At 66.5% G+C, this 18,430-nt stretch carries 16 protein-coding genes; 11 read left to right on the top strand and 5 right to left on the bottom strand.

What is annotated here, in order from left to right; genetic code table 11:
• Positions 1 to 25: 25 nt before the first annotated feature.
• From AAFG07_RS00610 to argG, 6 genes are all read left to right on the top strand, one after another.
• Entirely contained in the window at positions 26 to 865 is an 840-nt protein-coding gene (locus AAFG07_RS00610; RefSeq protein WP_342725551.1) for an SDR family oxidoreductase, read from the top strand.
• Between the two features lie 198 nt (positions 866 to 1,063).
• Positions 1,064 to 1,663: an invasion associated locus B family protein gene (locus AAFG07_RS00615; protein WP_342725552.1), complete on the top strand. Its 600-nt coding sequence runs from the start codon at positions 1,064 to 1,066 to the stop codon at positions 1,661 to 1,663.
• Positions 1,664 to 1,738: 75 nt separating this feature from the next.
• Entirely contained in the window at positions 1,739 to 2,953 is a 1,215-nt protein-coding gene (gene rlmN, locus AAFG07_RS00620) for a 23S rRNA (adenine(2503)-C(2))-methyltransferase RlmN (RefSeq protein ID WP_342725553.1), read from the top strand.
• Positions 2,954 to 2,957: 4 nt separating this feature from the next.
• Positions 2,958 to 3,443 (top strand): hypothetical protein, encoded by a 486-nt coding sequence (locus tag AAFG07_RS00625; protein WP_342725554.1) that lies wholly within the window; start codon positions 2,958 to 2,960, stop codon positions 3,441 to 3,443.
• A gap of 234 nt (positions 3,444 to 3,677) precedes the next feature.
• Positions 3,678 to 4,460: a phosphatase PAP2 family protein gene (locus tag AAFG07_RS00630; protein ID WP_342725555.1), complete on the top strand. Its 783-nt coding sequence runs from the start codon at positions 3,678 to 3,680 to the stop codon at positions 4,458 to 4,460.
• A 79-nt stretch (positions 4,461 to 4,539) separates the two neighbouring features.
• Positions 4,540 to 5,877 (top strand): argininosuccinate synthase, encoded by a 1,338-nt coding sequence (gene argG / locus AAFG07_RS00635; RefSeq protein WP_342725556.1) that lies wholly within the window; start codon positions 4,540 to 4,542, stop codon positions 5,875 to 5,877.
• 168 nt (positions 5,878 to 6,045) lie between these two features.
• Here the strand turns inward: argG and AAFG07_RS00640 are convergent, their stop codons facing one another.
• Positions 6,046 to 6,633 (bottom strand): TetR/AcrR family transcriptional regulator, encoded by a 588-nt coding sequence (locus AAFG07_RS00640; protein ID WP_342725557.1) that lies wholly within the window; start codon positions 6,631 to 6,633, stop codon positions 6,046 to 6,048.
• Positions 6,634 to 6,730: 97 nt separating this feature from the next.
• Here AAFG07_RS00640 and AAFG07_RS00645 point away from each other — a divergent pair, with 97 nt between their 5' ends.
• Together AAFG07_RS00645 and AAFG07_RS00650 are read left to right on the top strand one after the other, a co-directional pair.
• Positions 6,731 to 7,096 carry a nuclear transport factor 2 family protein gene (locus AAFG07_RS00645; RefSeq protein WP_342725558.1) on the top strand — a complete coding sequence of 122 codons (366 nt, stop codon included), beginning with the start codon at positions 6,731 to 6,733 and terminating at the stop codon, positions 7,094 to 7,096.
• 115 nt (positions 7,097 to 7,211) lie between these two features.
• Entirely contained in the window at positions 7,212 to 8,966 is a 1,755-nt protein-coding gene (locus AAFG07_RS00650; RefSeq protein ID WP_342725559.1) for an alkaline phosphatase, read from the top strand.
• Positions 8,967 to 9,208: 242 nt separating this feature from the next.
• Here the strand turns inward: AAFG07_RS00650 and AAFG07_RS00655 are convergent, their stop codons facing one another.
• Positions 9,209 to 10,354, bottom strand: a complete 1,146-nt coding sequence (locus tag AAFG07_RS00655; protein ID WP_342725560.1) for an OmpA family protein — start codon at positions 10,352 to 10,354, stop codon at positions 9,209 to 9,211.
• 578 nt (positions 10,355 to 10,932) lie between these two features.
• Here AAFG07_RS00655 and AAFG07_RS00660 point away from each other — a divergent pair.
• On the top strand, positions 10,933 to 11,604 hold the full coding sequence (locus AAFG07_RS00660) for a hypothetical protein (protein ID WP_342725561.1): 672 nt from the start codon (positions 10,933 to 10,935) through the stop codon (positions 11,602 to 11,604).
• 355 nt (positions 11,605 to 11,959) lie between these two features.
• Here the strand turns inward: AAFG07_RS00660 and AAFG07_RS00665 are convergent, their stop codons facing one another.
• The 3 genes from AAFG07_RS00665 to AAFG07_RS00675 all read right to left on the bottom strand — a co-directional run bounded on the left by AAFG07_RS00665 (position 11,960) and on the right by AAFG07_RS00675 (position 15,920).
• Positions 11,960 to 12,346, bottom strand: a complete 387-nt coding sequence (locus tag AAFG07_RS00665; protein ID WP_342725562.1) for a VOC family protein — start codon at positions 12,344 to 12,346, stop codon at positions 11,960 to 11,962.
• 238 nt (positions 12,347 to 12,584) lie between these two features.
• Positions 12,585 to 13,412, bottom strand: coding sequence for an FkbM family methyltransferase (locus AAFG07_RS00670; protein WP_342725563.1), 828 nt, complete (start codon positions 13,410 to 13,412; stop codon positions 12,585 to 12,587).
• 363 nt (positions 13,413 to 13,775) lie between these two features.
• Entirely contained in the window at positions 13,776 to 15,920 is a 2,145-nt protein-coding gene (locus AAFG07_RS00675; RefSeq protein ID WP_342725564.1) for an ATP-binding protein, read from the bottom strand.
• A gap of 351 nt (positions 15,921 to 16,271) precedes the next feature.
• Here AAFG07_RS00675 and AAFG07_RS00680 point away from each other — a divergent pair, with 351 nt between their 5' ends.
• Positions 16,272 to 16,559: a FeoA family protein gene (locus tag AAFG07_RS00680; RefSeq protein WP_029081252.1), complete on the top strand. Its 288-nt coding sequence runs from the start codon at positions 16,272 to 16,274 to the stop codon at positions 16,557 to 16,559.
• Positions 16,556 to 18,430 (top strand): ferrous iron transporter B, encoded by a 1,875-nt coding sequence (locus AAFG07_RS00685; RefSeq protein ID WP_342725565.1) that lies wholly within the window; start codon positions 16,556 to 16,558, stop codon positions 18,428 to 18,430. The genes AAFG07_RS00680 and AAFG07_RS00685 overlap by 4 nt, the downstream gene beginning before the upstream one ends.

Here is an 18,430-nt window from a genome sequence, read left to right on the forward strand (position 1 = left end):
CAATACAGTGCGGAGGGATCAAACTATGTTTGAAAAAGGCCTGCTAGCGAAAAAGCGCATCCTTATCACCGGCGGCGGCTCCGGTCTTGGCGCAGCGATGGGCGCCCGCTTTGCCGAACTCGGTGCCGAACTGATCATCTGCGGGCGGCGGCAAGAGTTGCTGGAGGAAACCGCGGGCAAATTCCGCAGCGAGCTCGGTGCCAAGGTGTCGACCGCGCGCTGCGATATCCGCGACGGCGCCGCGGTCGAGGCGATGATGGATCAGGTCTGGCAGAAGGCGCCGATCGACGTTCTCGTCAACAATGCTGCCGCAACCTTTATTGCGCAGAGCGAACATTTGTCATTCCGTGCCGCGGACGCGATCCTCGCGCCGACGCTGCATGGCACGATGTACTGCACGCTCGCCGTCGGCCGGCGCTGGATCGACGGCAAGCACAAGGGCGTGGTGCTCTCGATCCTCTCGACCTCCACAATCACCGGCCGCGCCTTCACGGTGCCGTCGTCGATGGCCAAGACCGCGGTGCTGGCGATGACCAAGAGCCTGGCCGTCGAGTGGGGCCCGAAAGGCATCCGCACCGTGGCGATCGCGCCCGGCGCGTTCCCGACGCCAGGTGCCACCGGGCAGTTGCGTCCCGAAGCGCGCGGCGAGACCTGGTCGCAGCGCAATCCGCTCGGCCGCGCCGGCGAGCATTCCGAGCTTGCCAACCTCGCGGCCTTCCTGATTTCCGATCAGGCCGGCTACATCAACGGCGAGATGGTGGTGCAGGACGGAGGCGCGCATTTGCGCAGTTCCGGTGCTGAGGACCTGCTGCAATGGACCGATGCGCAGTGGGAGAGCCAGCGCGCGGCACGCGCCAAGGGCTGATCAGGCGCTGATCAAGGGCCGATGCGCGACAACAAGCGCTGAGCAAGAACTGAGAATCAACGGATGCGCGTGCGGCTGTGGCCAGCGCGCGCGTTCGGGCCTAACTGCCTTCCCAAAAAAGCGTTTCCCGGTTATCCATCCGAGCCGGCGGAGGGGAATCGCCGGGCCATCTTCCAGTCACAATGATGGGGGAACCAGTTGGCCGTGCGGCAGATTCTGACATCACTGGCTGTTTGTGTCGTGTGCGGGATCGTCTCCCTCGCGCCGGCGCAGGCTGCGCCCAAGAAAGATGCGGCGAAGGAAGCGGCCAAGCCGGCGCCTTCGGCTGCCGCGGTTGCCGCCGGCGGTGCGGAGCCGACGCTGATCGGCCAATTCGGCACCTGGGGCGCCTACACCGCATCGCCCAACGGCAAGAAGGTGTGCTTTGCGCTCGCCAAGCCGTCGTCGTCGAAGACCAACCCGCCGAACCGGCCGCGCGATCCGGCCTATGCCTTCATCTCGACCCGCCCGGCCGAGAAGGTCGTCAACGAAGTCTCGATCATGATCGGCTACACCGTAAAGCCGGGCTCGGAATCGACGCTCCAGGTCGGCGGCGGGACCTATGCGATGTACACCCAGGGCGACGGCCTCTGGATCAAGAATGCGGCCGAGGAGGAGCGGATGGTGGAAGCCATGCGCAAATCGGCCGATCTGACGGTAAAAGCCGTCTCGGCGAAGGGTACCGAGACGATCGACAGCTTCTCGCTGAAGGGCCTGGCGCAGGCGCTCGACCGGCTGGGGCAGGACTGCCGGCGTTAAGACCGGCTCAAGGACGTAAAAATTGAGGTATTTGGCGGCTTTCCAGCACCGGCTGGAAGGCCTATTTGAGGTTTCATGACCGACACCGTGACCACCCAAGCCGTGTCCGGCGCCAGCGCGCTGGTCGAAAAGGTTCCGCTCGAGACCTATGTGCCGCCGGCCAAGCCGTCGCTGATCGGGCTGTCGCGCGCCGAAATCGCCGATCGCCTGGGCGAGATCGGCGTGCAGGCCGCGCAGCGCAAGATGCGCACCCAGCAGCTCTGGAACTGGATGTATTTCCGCGGCGCCAAGAACTTCGGCGAGATGACCAACGTCTCGAAGGACATGCGCGCCGAGCTCGAGAAGCATTTTACCGTCGACCGCCCCGAGGTGGTCGCCGAGCAGATCTCCAATGACGGCACGCGCAAATGGCTGCTACGGCTACCGAGCGGCGACAAGGTCGAGCGGCCGCACGAGGTCGAGTGCGTCTACATTCCCGAGACCGATCGCGGCACGCTGTGCGTTTCCTCGCAGGTCGGCTGCACGCTGAACTGCTCGTTCTGCCACACCGGCACGCAGCGGCTGGTGCGCAACCTCACCGCCGGCGAGATCGTCGGCCAGGTGATGGTGGCGCGCGACCGGCTGAATGACTGGGCCGACCGCGAGGACGGCACGCGGCGCGTTACCAACATCGTGATGATGGGGATGGGCGAGCCGCTCTACAATTTCGACGCGGTGCGCGATGCACTGCTGATCGTCGGCGACAATGAAGGCATCGGCATTTCCCGCCGCCGCATCACGCTGTCGACCTCGGGCGTGGTGCCGAACATCCAGCGCACCGGCGAGGAGATCGGCGTGATGCTCGCGATCTCGCTGCATGCGGTGCGCGACGAGCTGCGCAACGAGCTGGTGCCGCTGAATCGCAAATATCCGATCAAGGAATTGCTGCAGGCCTGCCGCGACTATCCCGGCGCCTCGAACGCGCGGCGCATCACCTTCGAATATGTGATGCTCAAGGGCGTCAACGATTCGCTCGATGATGCCAAGCTGCTGGTGAAGCTGCTCAAGGGCATTCCGGCCAAGATCAACCTGATCCCGTTCAATCCGTGGCCGGGCACCGCCTACGAGTGCTCGGACTGGGAGCAGATCGAAAAATTCTCCGAATACATCTTCAACGCCGGCTATTCCTCGCCGGTGCGCACGCCGCGCGGCCGCGACATCCTCGCCGCCTGCGGCCAGCTCAAGTCGGAGACCGAAAAGCTCTCGGCCCGCGAGCGCCAGGCGCTGCGCGCGATGGCGATGACGGATTGATTAGATGGCCCTGATCGGCCGCCTGTTCGTCGTCGCCTTCGGCTTCCTGATGGCCTGCTTCGTGGCCGGGATCATCGTGGTCGTCGCGGTGCTGTATCCCGAGATCAGCGATTTCGGCGGGCAGATCGACCAGAGCGCTGTCAACGTCGTGCTCGGCTTCGGCTTCATCTTCATATCCGGCTTTGCATTGTTGCCCGCGCTGATCGTGGTGCTGATCACCGAGGCCTTTTTCATCAGGAGCGTGCTGGCCTACGCCGTCGGCGGCGCGATCGTCGGCGCGGCCTGCTATCTCGGCCTGGTTCCGTTCGATCCCGACATGATGCAGTTCCACGGCATCGTGCGCCGGCACATGGAGATCATGACCGGCGCCGGCATCGTCGCCGGCCTGGTCTACTGGTTGATCGCCGGCCGCACCGCCGGCGCCTGGCGCGAGCCGTCGCGCCCCTTGCCGCCGCCGCCACCCTTGCCGTCGCAATCGCCGCGGTCGTGATCGGGATTCTCATCCTCCCCTGGAGGGGGAGGATCGGTTCGCATGAAGCGCAAACGCAATGCGAACCGAGGTGGGGTGAAATCCCTCCACATGAGAACTGCCCGTGTTGAGAGATCACCCCACCCCGGCTCACGCTTCGCTCCGCTCAACGTGAGCCGACCCTCCCCCTCCAGGGGAGGGTAAGGCAAGCCGACGCACTTTCCATGCCCCACAGCCTCGGCTAAACCGCGCGCCATGAACCGGACCGGACTTGTCATCGCGCTGGCGCTCGCGCTCATCATCGGCATCCTGTTCGGGATCTATCCCGAGCTCGACCTGAAACTGGCGGCGCTGTTCTACGATGCCGCGCAGAACACCTTCCCGCTGAAGCTCGACGCGGTGGCGTCATTCGCGCGCGATGCGGCGATGTGGATCGCCTGGGCGCTGGTGCTGCCGGCGATCGTGACCATCGTCTGGAAATTCATCCGGCCGGATCGGCCGATGCTGATGTCCGGCCGCGCCGCGGTGTTCCTGCTCACCACGATGCTGCTCTCGGCCGGCGTGCTCACCAACCTCACCTTCAAGAACTATTGGGGTCGGCCGCGGCCGGTGTTCGTGACGCAGTTCGGCGGCGACCTGCAATTCATGCCGTGGTGGGACCCGCGCGGCGGCTGCCCGCGCAATTGCTCGTTCTTCTCCGGCGAGGGCGCCACGGCGTTCTGGACCTATGCGCCGGCGGCGCTGACGCCGCCCGCCTGGCGGCCGCTGGCCTTTGCCGGGGCGACCGTGTTTGGCATCGTTACCAGCGGGCTTCGAATGGCCTTTGGCGGGCACTTTTTCACCGATGTCGCGATTGCCGGCCTGGTGTCGTTCTTCACCGTCTGGCTGTTCTATGCGCTGATCTACCGCTGGGCCTCGACCCGGCTGACCGACGCCCAGGTCGATGCCGCGCTGACGCGGCTGGCGATGCCCGGCTACCGGCTGATGCAGCGCTGGCGCCGGGGCGGTAAGGCCGAGCCCGGCGGTACGGAAGCCTGATTAAAGGCGTGCTCCGCCTTCCGAAATTTGATATCGCCACCCCAGAAACCTCATCGATTTCGACCGATTGGACCGTCCCATGAGTACGATTCTGAAAAGCCTGCCCACTGGCGAAAAAGTCGGCATCGCATTCTCGGGCGGGCTCGATACGTCAGCGGCGCTGCTCTGGATGAAGCTGAAGGGCGCCAAGGTCTTTGCCTACACCGCCAATCTCGGCCAGCCCGACGAAGCCGACTACGACGCGATCCCGCGCAAGGCGATGGATTTCGGCGCCGAGAAGGCCCGCCTGGTCGATTGCCGCACCCAGCTGGTGCATGAGGGCATCGCCGCGATCCAGTCCGGCGCCTTCCACATCTCGACCGGCGGCATCACCTATTTCAACACCACGCCGCTCGGCCGCGCGGTGACCGGCACAATGCTGGTCGCGGCGATGCAGGAGGACGGCGTCAACATCTGGGGCGACGGCTCGACCTTCAAGGGCAACGACATCGAGCGCTTCTATCGCTACGGCCTGCTGACCAACCCGAGCCTGCGCATCTACAAGCCCTGGCTCGACCAGCAATTCATCGACGAGCTCGGCGGCCGTGCCGAGATGTCGGCGTTCATGACCGCGCAGGGCTTTGCCTACAAGATGAGCGCGGAGAAGGCCTATTCGACCGACAGCAATTTGCTCGGCGCGACCCATGAGGCCAAAGATCTCGAGAGCCTTGCGAGCGGCATCACCATCGTCAATCCGATCATGGGCGTGCCGTTCTGGCGCGCCGATTGCGACGTGAGGCCCGAGAAGGTCGTGGTGCGCTTCGAGGAGGGCCAGCCGGTCGCGCTGAACGGCAAGACGTTCGCCGATCCGGTCGCGCTGTTCCTGGAAGCCAATGCGATCGGTGGCCGCCACGGCCTCGGCATGAGCGACCAGATCGAGAACCGGATCATCGAGGCCAAGAGCCGCGGCATCTACGAGGCGCCCGGCATGGCGCTGCTGCACATCGCCTATGAGCGTCTGGTCACCGGCATCCACAACGAGGATACGATCGAGCAGTACCGCATCAGCGGCATGCGGCTCGGCCGCTTGCTGTACCAGGGCCGCTGGTTCGACTCGCAGGCCCTGATGCTGCGCGAGACCGCGCAGCGCTGGGTGGCGCGCGCCGTCACCGGCGAGGTGACGCTCGAGCTGCGCCGCGGCAACGACTACTCGATCCTGAACACCGAGAGCCCGAACCTGACCTATGCGCCGGAGCGCCTCAGCATGGAGAAGGTCGAGGACGCCGCCTTCTCGCCGGCCGACCGCATCGGCCAGCTGACGATGCGCAACCTGGACATCGCCGACACCCGCGCCAAGCTCGGGCTGTACAACAAGACCGGGCTGCTCTCGAGCGGCGAAGGTTCGCAGATCTTCCAGCTCGAGAACGACAAGGATTGAAGGCGACGCTCTTTCACCTCGTCGTCCCGGGCAAGCGAAGCGCGACCCGGGACCCATAACCACCGGCCATGGTGACGAAGCACGCTGGGGCCATGTCGTGCTTCAACGACTGCTCCCTGTGGTTATGGGTCCCTGCTTTCGCAGGGACGACGCCGGGAGAGAGTTCGGCTACTTCACCCTGAGCGCATCCAAGAGCGAACGGAACGCACGCGCGTAATCCGTGCCGGTCTTGCCGATGTCAGGGCCGGCGGAGACCGCGACTGCGGCTTCCGTCACCGCGCCGAGCAACAGCCGCGCCAGCGGCTCGATCGGCTGCTTCGCGATCACGCCGGCATCCATCGCGGCCGTCAGCGCGCGCGGAAACTTGCCGCCGAAATGCTTGGCGTCGATCTCGCGCCAGCGTTCCCAGCCGAGCACGGCCGGACCATCGCGCAAGATGATCTGGCCGGTCGGGCCTTTTGAACACGCCGCGAAATAGCCCTGCGTTCCCGCCGCCATCGCCGCGAGCGGATCGTTCTCGGCGCGCGAGATGCGGTCGAGATCGGCGACGAGGTCCATCGAGACCTGCTCGAACACGGCCTCGAACACCGCCTCCTTGGTTGCGAAGTGATGATAGACCGCGCCCTTCGCGACGCGTGCGCCACTGGCGATGTCGTCCATCGTCGTAGCTGCGAAGCCGCGCTCGCCAAAAATGCGCCGCGCCGCCTTGACGATGGCGGCTCTGGTTTTCTCGCGCCGTTCGGCCTGGGTTGCCATAGCGAATGTCTAGCCCAGGTTCCGGATCGGCGCCAGTTGACTTACCGACTCCTGGTCGATAAATACCGACCATCAGTCGGTAAATGGAGATTGCCCGATGCCCTCGCTCAAGACGCTGCAAGCCTTCGCTGATGCGGTCGAATCCAACGACCATGTCGGCGCGATCAGGAACTTCTATACCGCCGATGCCCGCACCCAGGAGAATGACGGCGAATGGCGCGTCGGCCGCGAGGCGCTGGCGGCGCGCGAGGCGGCGGTGCTGGCCGCGGTCTCCGGCGTGAAGACCACGCGGCTCGGACCGCTGCTGCTCGACGGCGATCATTCGGCGATCTGCTGGCGCTTCGAATTCACCGGCAAGGACGGCAAGGTCCGCCGCATGGAGGAGGTCGCCTGGCAGACCTGGCGCGGTGAGGAACTGGTCGAGGAGCGCTTCTTCTACGATCCGGCGCAGATGGCGCGCTGAGGTCGGGCCGGCCCTTGCGGCAATACGCCCCGGCGCCGCCTCATTGCGGCGTCATCCGCCGCCACTAGCCTCCGCCCCCGCGCGCATCATGCGCAAGGGGGCGGGAGCATCGATCATGATCAAGCTAGTTGCCGGCGTGGCCTTCATGCTGGTGTTGTCGGCGGCGCCGGCGCTCGCCCAGACCATCTATCCGATCGATCGCGCCGATATCCTCGTCGGCGCAAAATTCGACTTCAAGGTCGAACTTTCTGGCGTGGTCGATCAAGCCCGGCTGAAGGTGACGCTGAACGGCGCGGACTATGCCGCGGTGTTCGGCCAGGGCGGCACATTCACCGCGCGCGAGGCGGGCCGGGACCAGTCGGCGTTGCTGCTGCGCGACGTCTCGCTCGCCAAACCCGGCCCGGTGACCGTCGAAGTCAGCGACGGCACGCAGAGCCGCACGGTGAGCTGGACCGTCTACGACACCGGGCCACGCAAGGCGAAGAACGTGATCCTGTTCATCGGCGACGGGATGTCGCCGGCGCATCGCGTCGCCGCGCGGATCCTCTCCAAGGGAATCGCGGAAGGCAAGAGCCGCGGCAAGCTCGCCATCGACGACATGCCGCATATGGCGCTGGTGGCGACCGCTGGCTCGGATTCGATCATCACCGACTCGGCGAATGCCGCGAGCGCCTACGCCACCGGCCACAAGGCCGCGGTCAATGCGCTCGGCGTCTATGCCGATCGCACGCCCGATCCGCTCGACGACCCCAGGGTCGAGACCATCACGAGCCTCCTCAAACGGGCCGGGCTCGCCGTCGGCATCGTCACCAACACCGAAATCGAGGACGCGACGCCGGCAGCGATGGTTGCGCATACCCGACGCCGCGCCGCCTATGACGCGATCGTCGCGCATTATTTCGATGCCAGGCCCGACGTACTGATGGGCGGCGGCGCCGCGAACTTCCTGCCGCAATCGGCCGCGGGATCGAAACGCAAGGACGACATCGATTATCTCGCGCGCTTCCGCGACGCCGGTTATCCGGTCGCGACCACCGCAAGCGAGCTGAATGCGCTCGCCGCACGTCCGGAGACGCGGCAATTGCTCGGCCTGTTCGCGACCGGCAACATGGACGGCGCGCTGGACCGCAAGTTCCTCAAGGGCGGCGGCGTCAAAAAATTTCCCGAGCAGCCCGACCTGACCGAACAGGTCCAGGCTGCGCTCACGGTTCTGTCGAAGCACGAGTCCGGGTTCTTCCTGATGGTCGAGTCCGGCCTGATCGACAAATACGCCCATTTGCTCGACATGGAGCGCGCGGTCTACGACACCATCATGCTCGACAACGCGGTGCGGCTGGCAAAGGACTGGGCCAAAGCGCGCAATGACGACACGCTGATCCTGGTCGTCGCCGACCACAACCATCCGAACAGCCTGGTCGGCACCATCAATGACGACATGGCCACGACACCCAATGTGCCGCTGCGCGAGCGCGTCGGCGTCTATGACAAGGCCGGCTTCCCGAATTACCCGGCGCCCGATGCCGAGGGCTATCCGTCACGCGTCGATGTCAGCCGGCGGCTTGCGATCTTCTCGGCCAGCCTGCCCGACCATTACGAGACGTTCCGCCCGAAGCTCGACGATCCGAACGAGCCGACCGTGAAAGGCGATCAGCCCGACACCTTCAAGGCCAACGACAAGTACAAGGACGTTCCCGGCGTCGTGCTGCGTTTCGGCAATCTGCCGGCGATGATCGGTGCCAGCGTGCATTCTGGCGAGGATGTTATCCTTACCGCGACCGGGCCGGGCAGCGAGCGCGTCCACGGCTCGATGGACAACACCGAGGTGTTTCGCGTGATGGTCGACGCGCTGGGGCTGGGGGCGCGGAAGTGACGAACGACGCAACGGCATACTCGCTGCACCTCTCCCGCTTGCGGGGGAGGTCGGATTGCATCGAAGATGCAATCCGGGTGGGGGCTGCTTCCACAATGTGACTTGCGGAGAGACCCCCACCCCAACCCTCCCCCGCAAGCGGGAGAGGGGGCAGAACGATTGCGTGGCTGGCAGCATGCTTTCATCAAACAAAAATGGCCGGGATCGCTCCCGGCCATTTCGTAGCGTGATGTCGCGCCGGCTCAGCGCGGCGGCGCGGCGGAGGCGGTGCCGCCGTTGAGCAGCGGGGTGATGCGGCGGACGGTGACGCGCCGGTTGATGCGGCTCGGTCCGTCGGTCTGCTCCTTCAGATATTGCGAGCCGTAACCCTGCGAGGTCAGGTTTTCCGCCGGCACGCCGAATTGCTGCGTCAGCAGCTCGGCGGCGGACTGCGCACGGCGGTCGGACAGCGACAGATTGTCGGTGTCGTTGCCGGTCGCATCCGTGTGGCCTTCGATCAGGAACACCTCGCGCGGATTGCGCTGGATGGCCCGGTTGAGGCCGTCGGCGATCGCCTGCAGCTTCGCCGCCTGATCCGGCGGGATCTGCCAGGACCCTGAGTCGAAGTTGATGCTGTTGACGTCGATCGACGGCATCAGCATGCGGACGTTCGGGCTGTAGCGGATTTCGTCGAGCGAATAGCGTCGCGCGATCCGATCCACCGGCGGTGCCTCCATGGTGTCGTAGATCACGTCCGGCGCCGCGCTGTCGGACTCGACGATGTAGCGATCATAGGGGATGCGGACCACCGGCGGAGGCAGGTCGACATAGAAGCCGCCGACCGCGCCCGGATCGCGATAGCTGTTGTCGATGATGACGAGCTCGCGGCCACCGGGCTCCCTGCGGATCCGGCGCAGCATCTGGCCATCGGGACCGACCACGGTGATGATCTCGCTGCCGTCGGGACGAACCACGATGGTGCGGGTCTCGCCGCCGATCGTCTCGGTGCGAATGTCGCGCGCGCCATAGCGGAAGCGATAGACGTCGTCGCCGCGCACATAGGCCTGACCACCCGGATCGCGGATGATGATGCGGTCCGGCTCGGTGTAGATGGTGCGGCCGTCCTCGACGACTTCCTGCCGCTGGTTGTGCAGGTCGGCGATGGTCCCGCCGATGATCGCACCGGCGACCACGCCGACGCCGACAGCGGCACCGATCGCGAGCGGCGAGACGTTGTCACGTCGCGGAGGCGGCGGAAGCGGCGCCGTGACCGTTGGCGCGGCCCGGAACGCCGACGAGACGGTCGGCGGGGCGTATTGCGCCTGGCCGGGCGGGGGCGTTGCGGCCGCCGAGCCGGGGACGACACCCGGCGCGGCGGGGCCGGCCGGACGTGCCGCGGGCGCGCCCATGGCCGCTCCTTGGGCCGGCGGCACTGCGGGCGCAGCACCAGCAGCGGGCGGAATGCCCGGGCGTGCCGGCTGACCCGGAGCCGGTGTCGCGCCGGGGGCGCCCATTGCGGCGCCTGGGGTCGCCGGTGTTCCGGGCGGTGTGGCGGGACGTCCCTGCTGACCCGGCGCCGGTGGCGTCGGCGTCGCGCCGGGAGGCGTCACGGCTGGTGGGGTGCCGGGCGCGCCGGGCCGTGCGGGCGGCTGTCCGCCTGCTGCGGGAGGCGTTGTCGTTGTCGATGGCGTGGGCGTTGCCGGCGCCGTCGCGCCGGGCGGCGTCACCGCGGGCGGCGTGCCCGGCGGTTGCTTGGCACCGCCAGGACGTTCACCGATAGGACGTTCGCCACCCGGACGATCACCAGGCCGGCGCTCGGCCGGCGCCGGTGTTGCAGCTCCCGGAGCTGCCGGTGTCGGCGTTGCAGCCGGCGTGCCTGGGCGTGCTGCCGGAGCGGCAGCCGGTGCTGCGGGAGTAGCCGCCGGTGCGGGGGTCGGCAGCGTGTGCGCGGGTCCTGCGCCGGGCGGTGGCGTGCCCGGCCGCTGCGGTGCTGCAGCGGGCGGCGGAGGGGTCGGCGTGGGATGTGCGGGCGCTGCCGCCGGCGGTGGCGGTGTCGGCTTCGCCGGTGCAGCCGCGGGCGGCTCCGGCCGTGCAGGTGCTGGCGATGGTGCCGGCTTCGCGGCAGGCGGCTCGGGCCGCACAGGCGCGGCTGCCGGCGGAGGCGGAGCCGGGCGCGCGGCGGGCGGTTCGGGTCGTGCGGGAGCGGCCGGCGGAGCAGGATGTGCCGGGGCGGCCGCGGGCGGCGGAGGCGGAGCGGGGCGCGCAGGCGCGGCTGCCGGCGGAGCTGGTGGCGTCGGATGTGGCGGAGCGGCGGCAGGGGGCGGAGGTGGCGGAACGGGGCGCGCGGGCGCTGCGGCCGGCGGCGGAGCCGGATGCGGCGCGGCTGCGGGAGGCGGCGCTTGCGGATGCGGCGCGGCTGCCGGAGGTGGCGCTTGCGGATGCGGTGCGGCGGCGGGCGGTGCAGCTGCGGGCGGTGCCGGATGCGCAGGTGCGCCCGGTGCTGGCCGTGGCTTCGGCTTTCCGTCAGGTCCGAGCTCTTCCTTTGGCTGCGCCTGTGCGACGACCAGCGGCGAAGTTTGTGCGTGCGACGCTGAGGTGGCGAATTGCATCACCGTCAGCGCAGTCGTGGCAAGCAGCACGAGACGAAGCTTTGTCATAATCTTGGAGTCCCCGGCGGAAAGTCTGGGCAGGAAGGAAAGAAAGTCAGAGCCGAACAATTCGGCAGGACGATGAATTGCCAGCCGTTAGGCCGGATTGTGGCGAGCGCCGAATCATCGGCGAAGTTTATTTCGACATTATAACGGGTTGCATCTGCGCTTGTTCACTGCGCGTTCAGAAGAAACGCTCGGACACACTCACAATCGATCTGGAACCTGGGCGTGACGGCGAATCAGGGGACGGCGGGTCGATCTGTCGCAGGCGGCGGGCCGGTAGGTCCGGGCGGTCCGCGCACCGGTGATTCGTCGGTCTTGCCGGACGGCTCGTCCGGTCGCTGCGCCGTTTCCTGAGCGGGCTCATCCGGGCGCGTGGCAGACCGCCTCGATGTTGTGGCCGTCGGGATCGAGCACGAACGCGCCGTAATAGTTCGCATGATAATGCGCGCGAATGCCGGGCGCGCCGTTGTCGCGGCCGCCGGCCGCCATCGCGGCCTTGTAGAAGGCGTCGACGGTGGCGCGATCCTTGGCTGTGATCGCGATATGCACCGGCTTGTTCATCGCGCCTTCGCTGCCGATCCAGAAATCCGGCTTGCCGTTGGCGCCGAAGCCCGCCGCAGGCGCGTGCCCGGTCACTTCCGCTGGCACTTCCATGATCAGGCCATAGCCAAGTGGCGCCAGCGCCGTCTGGTAGAACGCCTTCGCGCGCTCGTAGTCGGAGACCGAAAAGCCGATATGGTCGATCATTGCGAGCTTCCCTCGTTGTGCCGCATTGGCATCCGCGCTTTCATTTCACCTCCCCTTGGAAAGGGGAAATGAAGATGTAGCCCGGATGAAGCGAAGCGCAATCCGGGGTTGCTCTAGCCGCGGATGGTCTGATCCCGGATTTCGCTGCGCTTCATCCGGGCTACGGTCCGTCTTCTTTCAGGGGAAGGAGGACGCAAGTCCGTCGTCCGGCGCGGCCGACCTCGGCCGCGGCTACACCTCAACCGCGTACAAGCAGCGTGTTGCTCCGCGTCCGGCCCCGATCGACGTAACCGCGCGCGTGCATGTCCGCAATACAGTCGTCGGTCCATTCGTCCTTTGACAGATGCTCGATCACGACCGCGCGCGGCCACAGCCGCTCCGGCGCGTCGCGGAAAAAGCCGGTGAGCACGCGGTCCTCGAACCCCTCGACGTCGATCTTCAGCGCATTGACGCTGGTCGCGCCGGCCTCGTCGAGGATGCGTTGCAGCCGCAGCGACGGCACCTTGAACGCCTTGCCCGTGGGCGTGCCGGTGACGATGTGGCTGGCGCCGAGATTGTCGCCGTCGGTCTCGATCATCAGCTCGCCGTCGGTCGGACCTGCGGCGGCTGCAACCAGCCGCACCTGCGGAAAGCCGGAGGCCTGCGTGTTGAATTTGAGCCGCGCATGCGTCATCGGATGCGGCTCGATCGCGATCACCTTGCCATCGGGCCCGACATCGCGCGCCAGCGCCAGCGCATAGGTGCCGACATTGGCGCCGAGATCGACGAAGGTGCCGCCGGCGCCGACATGCGCCCGCAGGAAGGCGAGCTCCTCCAGATTGTAATCGGGATTGAACAGCGCGCCGCGCTCGGTCGCGCTCGCCTGATGATAGAATCGGAACGATGCGCCCTGATAGGTCACATCAAGCGGTCCCGAACCGAACAGATTGACCAGCCGCGACAGCCAGGGCCGGAACGCGCCGCGCTTCAATCCTGAGCCATGCGCAAGCCGGATGATGGCGGCCTGCGCCCCATTCGGCGCCAGGGCGCCGAATGGGGCCGGCGAAATGTCGTTGCTCGGGATCACGCATTGCCTCATCAAAAAGCGCGGCATGCATAGCCGGTTTTGGTCGCAAACTCCAACGGTCGCGTGGTCGCCTTCTCCGTCATTCGGCGCTCAGTCCTGCAGAGCTCGGACAAATCATGTCGCGAGAACGCGGATGCACGCGCAAATCTATCCCCGTCATCCCCCGCGCAAAGGCTTCGCCTTTGTCGCTGGAGGTGCGAGCAGAGCGAGCCTCGACGGATGCACGGCCCGGCTGGTGGCCGTCGATCCTTCGAGACGCGCTACGCGCTCCTCAGGATGACGGAATTGACAATTGTGCTGTGGTTATGGGTCCCTGCTTTCGCAGGGACGACATCGCGTTTGAGGCGCGTGAACGCAATCACCTCACCCCGCTGCCGCCTGGTCCCGCTTCAGCCGGCGCGAGCGCGTGGCCTTGTGCAGTACGCGCGCCAGCTGCTCGGCCGAATACGGCTTCTGCAACAGCTCGAAGCCGCCGCTGCCTTGCTGCGACAGCACCTGACTGTAGCCGGAGGCAAGCACGATCGGCAGATCGAGCCGCTGCCGGCGGATCTCCTCCGCAAGCTCGATGCCGCTCATGCCGGGCATCACGACATCGGTGAACACCAGGTCGAACCTGTCGGGGTCGACGGCCAGCTCTTCCAGCGCGTGGGTTGCGTTCTCGACCAGCACGCAGGTGCAGCCGAGCTGGGTCAGGGTGTCGGCGGCGAACTTTCCGACCTCGGCATTGTCCTCGACGATGAGGACCGACGCACTGGTTTGATCGATCGAAGGTGCATCCTCCGTGAGCGGCGATTGTGCGTTGTGTCTGCCGACGACACGCGGGAGATACAGCGTGAACGTCGAGCCCTTGCCGACTTCACTGGTCACGGTGACCTCGCCGCCGGATTGCTTGGCGAAGCCGAACACCTGCGACAGGCCAAGGCCGGTCCCGTGACCGACCTCCTTGGTGGTGTAGAACGGCTCGAAGATGCGGCCGAACAATTCCTGCGGAATTCCGACGCCGGTATCGGCCACCGACACCGCGACATGGCCGTGCGGGCTCGGCGGCGTGATTGCCTCGGACGGCAAATTTTTCACGGCGCGGACCGCGATCGTAAGCCGGCCGACGCCGTCCATCGCGTCGCGCGCATTCACCGCCATATTGATGATGGCGGTCTCGAACTGGCCGGCATCGGCGTTGACGAGGCAGGTCTCGTCCGGCACCTGCGCTGTGATCTCGATGCGCGAGCCGATCAGCGTTGTGATCATCTCGCTCAGGGTGCGGACATTCTGGCAGACGTCGAACACCTCGGGCTTCAGGGCTTGCCGGCGCGCGAACGCGAGCAGCTGGTTGGTCAGCTTGGCGGCACGGTTCACGGTGTTGGAGATCGCATCGATGTAGCGCTGCCGCCGCGCCTCCGGCAGGTCCGGCCGCCGCAGCATGTCGACCGACGCGCGGATCACGGTGAGCAGGTTGTTGAAGTCATGCGCGACGCCGCCGGTGAGTTGCCCGAGCGCCTCCAGCCGCTGGCCATGCCGCAACGCGTCCTCGGCCTCGATGCGCCGGTCGGCCTCCTCCTGCAGGCGCTCGGTTCGCCGGAAGGCGAGCGCAAGCAGGCCAAACAGCAGCGCGGTGGCCGGTATGCCGAAGATCAGGTGCTGCGCCATGGTCGAGATCCAGCGCGCCTGGATCGCCGAGGTTTCGAGCCCGGCGCTGACATAGATCGGGTATTCGGCCAGCCGCTGATAGCGCATGCGCCGTTCGATACCGTCGGCCGGGGAACGGATCGTCATGCCGCCGGTCTCGGGATTGGCGACGACCTGTCGCCCCAGCGGCCCGCTCGGCTCGAACCTGGCGTCGTGGTCGATGACAGGGAAATGCGCCAGTATCGAGCCATCGGTCCGGATCAGCGCCAGGAAGCTGCCGGGCTCGCGGCCGATCTTGGCGTAGAAATTCTCGAAATATTCCGGAAGCACGGAGGCCTGGATCACGCCGCCAAAGCTGCCGTCCTCGTTGTTGCGGCGGCGGCCGACGCTGAAGAATCGCGAGCCCTGATAGGGTGGCCGCGGCGTCAGCACCTCGCCGATATAGGTGCCGATGTCGCGCTCGGCGTGGATGCGGAAGTAATCCCGATCCGAGAAATCGATGTCGGGGGCCGGTTGCACGAGGCTGTTGACCAGCGCATGGCCGTTGGCATCGAATACCCAGATCGATTTCACCTGGGGGAGCGTGTCGGCGACCCGGCGCAGCCGCTCGTGCAGGCTCTTCTCGCGCGCGGCGATATCGGCATCACTCATGCCGCGGACGACCTCGGTGATCTCGCCCAGGCTGCGGTCGATGGTCTCGAACACCTTGAGCGCGTGCTCATGGGCGACGTCAAGCGTGCGCTGGATTTCCTGGTCGGCGGCCTCGCTGGTCGAGATCCGGGACATCGCGGAAGCGAACAGGAACAGCGCCAGCGGAAGGGCCAGCGAGGCGGCCATCATCCATTGCAGCAGTCTCAGCGAATTGCGGTGTGCGGTCGGCACGTGCGCTCCGGCTCCTTGCGGACCTTAACGCAAACCGTCGCGCCGGAGGAAGCGAAACCCCGACCCGGATGGCGATCCGCCGTCCGCAGGCTGCGAAGGGTGTCCAGAGCGATCGGCCGCAGCCAGTCCGCGCTCGGGCCCGCCGCGGAGAGGCATGCCGCCCGCGTGGCCGACCCAGTCGTGCCGGCCGGGCGGATACCGCCCGGAGGGATCACGACCTCGTTAGCGAGGGCGCGGCAGTCAAGCGGAAAATCGGCCGGAATGACGATCGCGGACGCCGTTTTTAGGAGTTCTAAAACCACTCACGGGCAAATGCTTGACCCTGTGACTACCTGCTGAAACACAGGCCGCATGACAGGCGATCCAAACTCCTCCCAGGATAACTTACAGGACATCCGGCTCGGACATGCGGATCGCGGTTTTGTCGGAAAAATCATCAGGCTCGATGCGCTCGTGACGGGTTCATCGCTCTCTCCGCAGGAGCTCGAGCAGCGTCTGGTGGAGATGGGATTTGTCGAGGGCGCGCGCGTGGAAATCCTGCATGAAGGCACGATCCGGCGGGATCCGATCGCGGTGCGTGTCGACAACATCACGATCGCGCTGCGCCGGAGCGAAGCCATGGCCGTGATCGTCGAATGACAACTGCATCCCTGCGCCTGGCGCTGGTCGGCGCGCCGAACACCGGCAAGACGTCGCTGTTCAACCGGTTGACCGGCAGCAGCCAGAAGGTCGCCAATTATCCCGGCGTCACGGTCGAGCGCAAATCCGGCGGCTTCGTCACGCCGGAGGGCCGCAGCGTGACCGTGCTCGATCTGCCCGGCACCTACTCGCTGCGCGGCCGCAGCCCGGACGAGGAAATCACCCGCGACATCGTGCTCGGCCGCTTCGCCGGCGAGGCGGTGCCCGATCTCGTGCTCTGCGTCGCCGACGCCACCAATCTGCGGCTGACCTTGCGGCTGGTGCTCGAGCTGAAGCGCGTCGGCCGGCCGATGATGCTCGTGCTCAACATGATCGATATCGCCAGGCGCCGCGGCGTCACGATCGATCTCGATCGCATGTCGCAGGAGCTCGGCCTGCCGATCGTGACCTCGGTCGCGGTCCGCAAGGGCGGTGTCGACGAACTCTTGAAGCGGACCGACGAATTCCTGGCGCGGTCTCAAGAGGCGACGGCCAGCGAGTGGGCGGCGCCGACGATTGCCGATCTCAAGGCGGCGCAGCGCGAGGCGGACCGCATCATCGCGGCAGCCGTCACGCTGCCGACCAAGCCCGACACGCTGACCAACCGGATCGATTCGGTCGTGCTGCATCCGGTCTGGGGTCTCGTGATCCTGGCCGTGATCCTGTTCGTGATGTTCCAGGCGGTGTTCACCTGGGCGCAGCCGGCGATGGAATTGCTGGCGGACGGCTTCTCCGCGCTCGGGCAGCTGATCCACGATTTGCTGCCGGAAAGCTGGAGCCTGTTGCAGAGCTTCCTGCAGAACGGCCTGATCTCGGGCGTCGGCAGCGTCATCGTGTTCCTGCCGCAGATCATCATCATCTTCCTGTTCATCCTGCTGCTGGAAGATTTCGGCTACATGGCGCGCGCCGCATTCCTGATGGACCGCATCATGGGCGGCGCCGGGCTGCATGGCCGCGCCTTCATTCCGCTGCTGTCGAGCTTTGCCTGCGCCATTCCCGGCATCATGGCGACGCGGGTGATCGACAACCGGCGTGACCGCCTGACTACGATCCTGATCGCGCCGCTGATGACCTGCTCGGCGCGGATTCCAGTCTATACGCTGATCATCTCGGCCTTCGTTCCGGCGACCTCGCTGTGGGGCTTCGTCAACCTGCAGGGGCTCGTGATGTTCGGCCTCTATGCCGCCGGCATCACCAGCGCGCTGACGGTCTCGGCGATCGCAAAGTTCTTCCTGTGGCGCGACCATGCGCCGGCGCCGTTCATGCTGGAATTGCCCGACTACAAGGTGCCGCGGCTGCGCAGCATCGCGATCGGCGTGCTCAATCGCGCGAAGATGTTCCTGTATCGCGCCGGCACCACGATCCTCTCGATGATGGTGCTGATCTGGTTCCTGGCCTCGTTCCCGACCGCGCCGGCCGGCGCCGAGGGGCCGGCGATCAACTACAGCTTTGCGGCGATGATCGGTCACGCGCTCGAGCCGCTGCTGCGGCCGATCGGCTTCAATTGGCAGATCGCTGTGGCGCTGATCCCGGGCATGGCGGCGCGCGAGGTCGCGGTCGCGGCGCTCGGTACCGTGTATTCGATCGAGGGCGGCAAGGAGGCCGCCGAGCAGATCGGCCAGGTGCTGGCGCAGAAATGGACGCTGGCAACCGCGCTGTCGATGCTGGTCTGGTACATCTTCGCGCCGCAATGCGCCTCGACGCTCGCGGTGATCCGCCGCGAGACCGGCGGCGCGAAGTGGATGGTGGTGACGTTCCTGTACATGCTCGCGCTGGCCTATGTCGCGAGCTTCCTGACCTTCAATCTGGCGCAGGCGCTGGGGCTGCATTAG

It is taken from the genome of Bradyrhizobium sp. B097, assembly GCF_038957035.1.
Classification (GTDB): domain Bacteria; phylum Pseudomonadota; class Alphaproteobacteria; order Rhizobiales; family Xanthobacteraceae; genus Bradyrhizobium.

What these genes read in the sequence shown, in the direction of transcription:
- AAFG07_RS00645 (WP_342725558.1), top strand. Translation starts at nt 6,731, where the DNA reads ATGCCCTCGCTCAAGACGCTGCAAGCCTTCGCTGATGCGGTCGAATCC.
- AAFG07_RS00655 (WP_342725560.1), bottom strand. Translation starts at nt 10,354, where the DNA reads ATGGGCGCGCCCGCGGCACGTCCGGCCGGCCCCGCCGCGCCGGGTGTC.
- argG (WP_342725556.1), top strand. Translation starts at nt 4,540, where the DNA reads ATGAGTACGATTCTGAAAAGCCTGCCCACTGGCGAAAAAGTCGGCATC.
- AAFG07_RS00640 (WP_342725557.1), bottom strand. Translation starts at nt 6,633, where the DNA reads ATGGCAACCCAGGCCGAACGGCGCGAGAAAACCAGAGCCGCCATCGTC.
- AAFG07_RS00680 (WP_029081252.1), top strand. Translation starts at nt 16,272, where the DNA reads ATGACAGGCGATCCAAACTCCTCCCAGGATAACTTACAGGACATCCGG.
- AAFG07_RS00630 (WP_342725555.1), top strand. Translation starts at nt 3,678, where the DNA reads ATGAACCGGACCGGACTTGTCATCGCGCTGGCGCTCGCGCTCATCATC.
- AAFG07_RS00610 (WP_342725551.1), top strand. Translation starts at nt 26, where the DNA reads ATGTTTGAAAAAGGCCTGCTAGCGAAAAAGCGCATCCTTATCACCGGC.
- AAFG07_RS00685 (WP_342725565.1), top strand. Translation starts at nt 16,556, where the DNA reads ATGACAACTGCATCCCTGCGCCTGGCGCTGGTCGGCGCGCCGAACACC.
- AAFG07_RS00650 (WP_342725559.1), top strand. Translation starts at nt 7,212, where the DNA reads ATGATCAAGCTAGTTGCCGGCGTGGCCTTCATGCTGGTGTTGTCGGCG.
- AAFG07_RS00625 (WP_342725554.1), top strand. Translation starts at nt 2,958, where the DNA reads ATGGCCCTGATCGGCCGCCTGTTCGTCGTCGCCTTCGGCTTCCTGATG.
- AAFG07_RS00665 (WP_342725562.1), bottom strand. Translation starts at nt 12,346, where the DNA reads ATGATCGACCATATCGGCTTTTCGGTCTCCGACTACGAGCGCGCGAAG.
- rlmN (WP_342725553.1), top strand. Translation starts at nt 1,739, where the DNA reads ATGACCGACACCGTGACCACCCAAGCCGTGTCCGGCGCCAGCGCGCTG.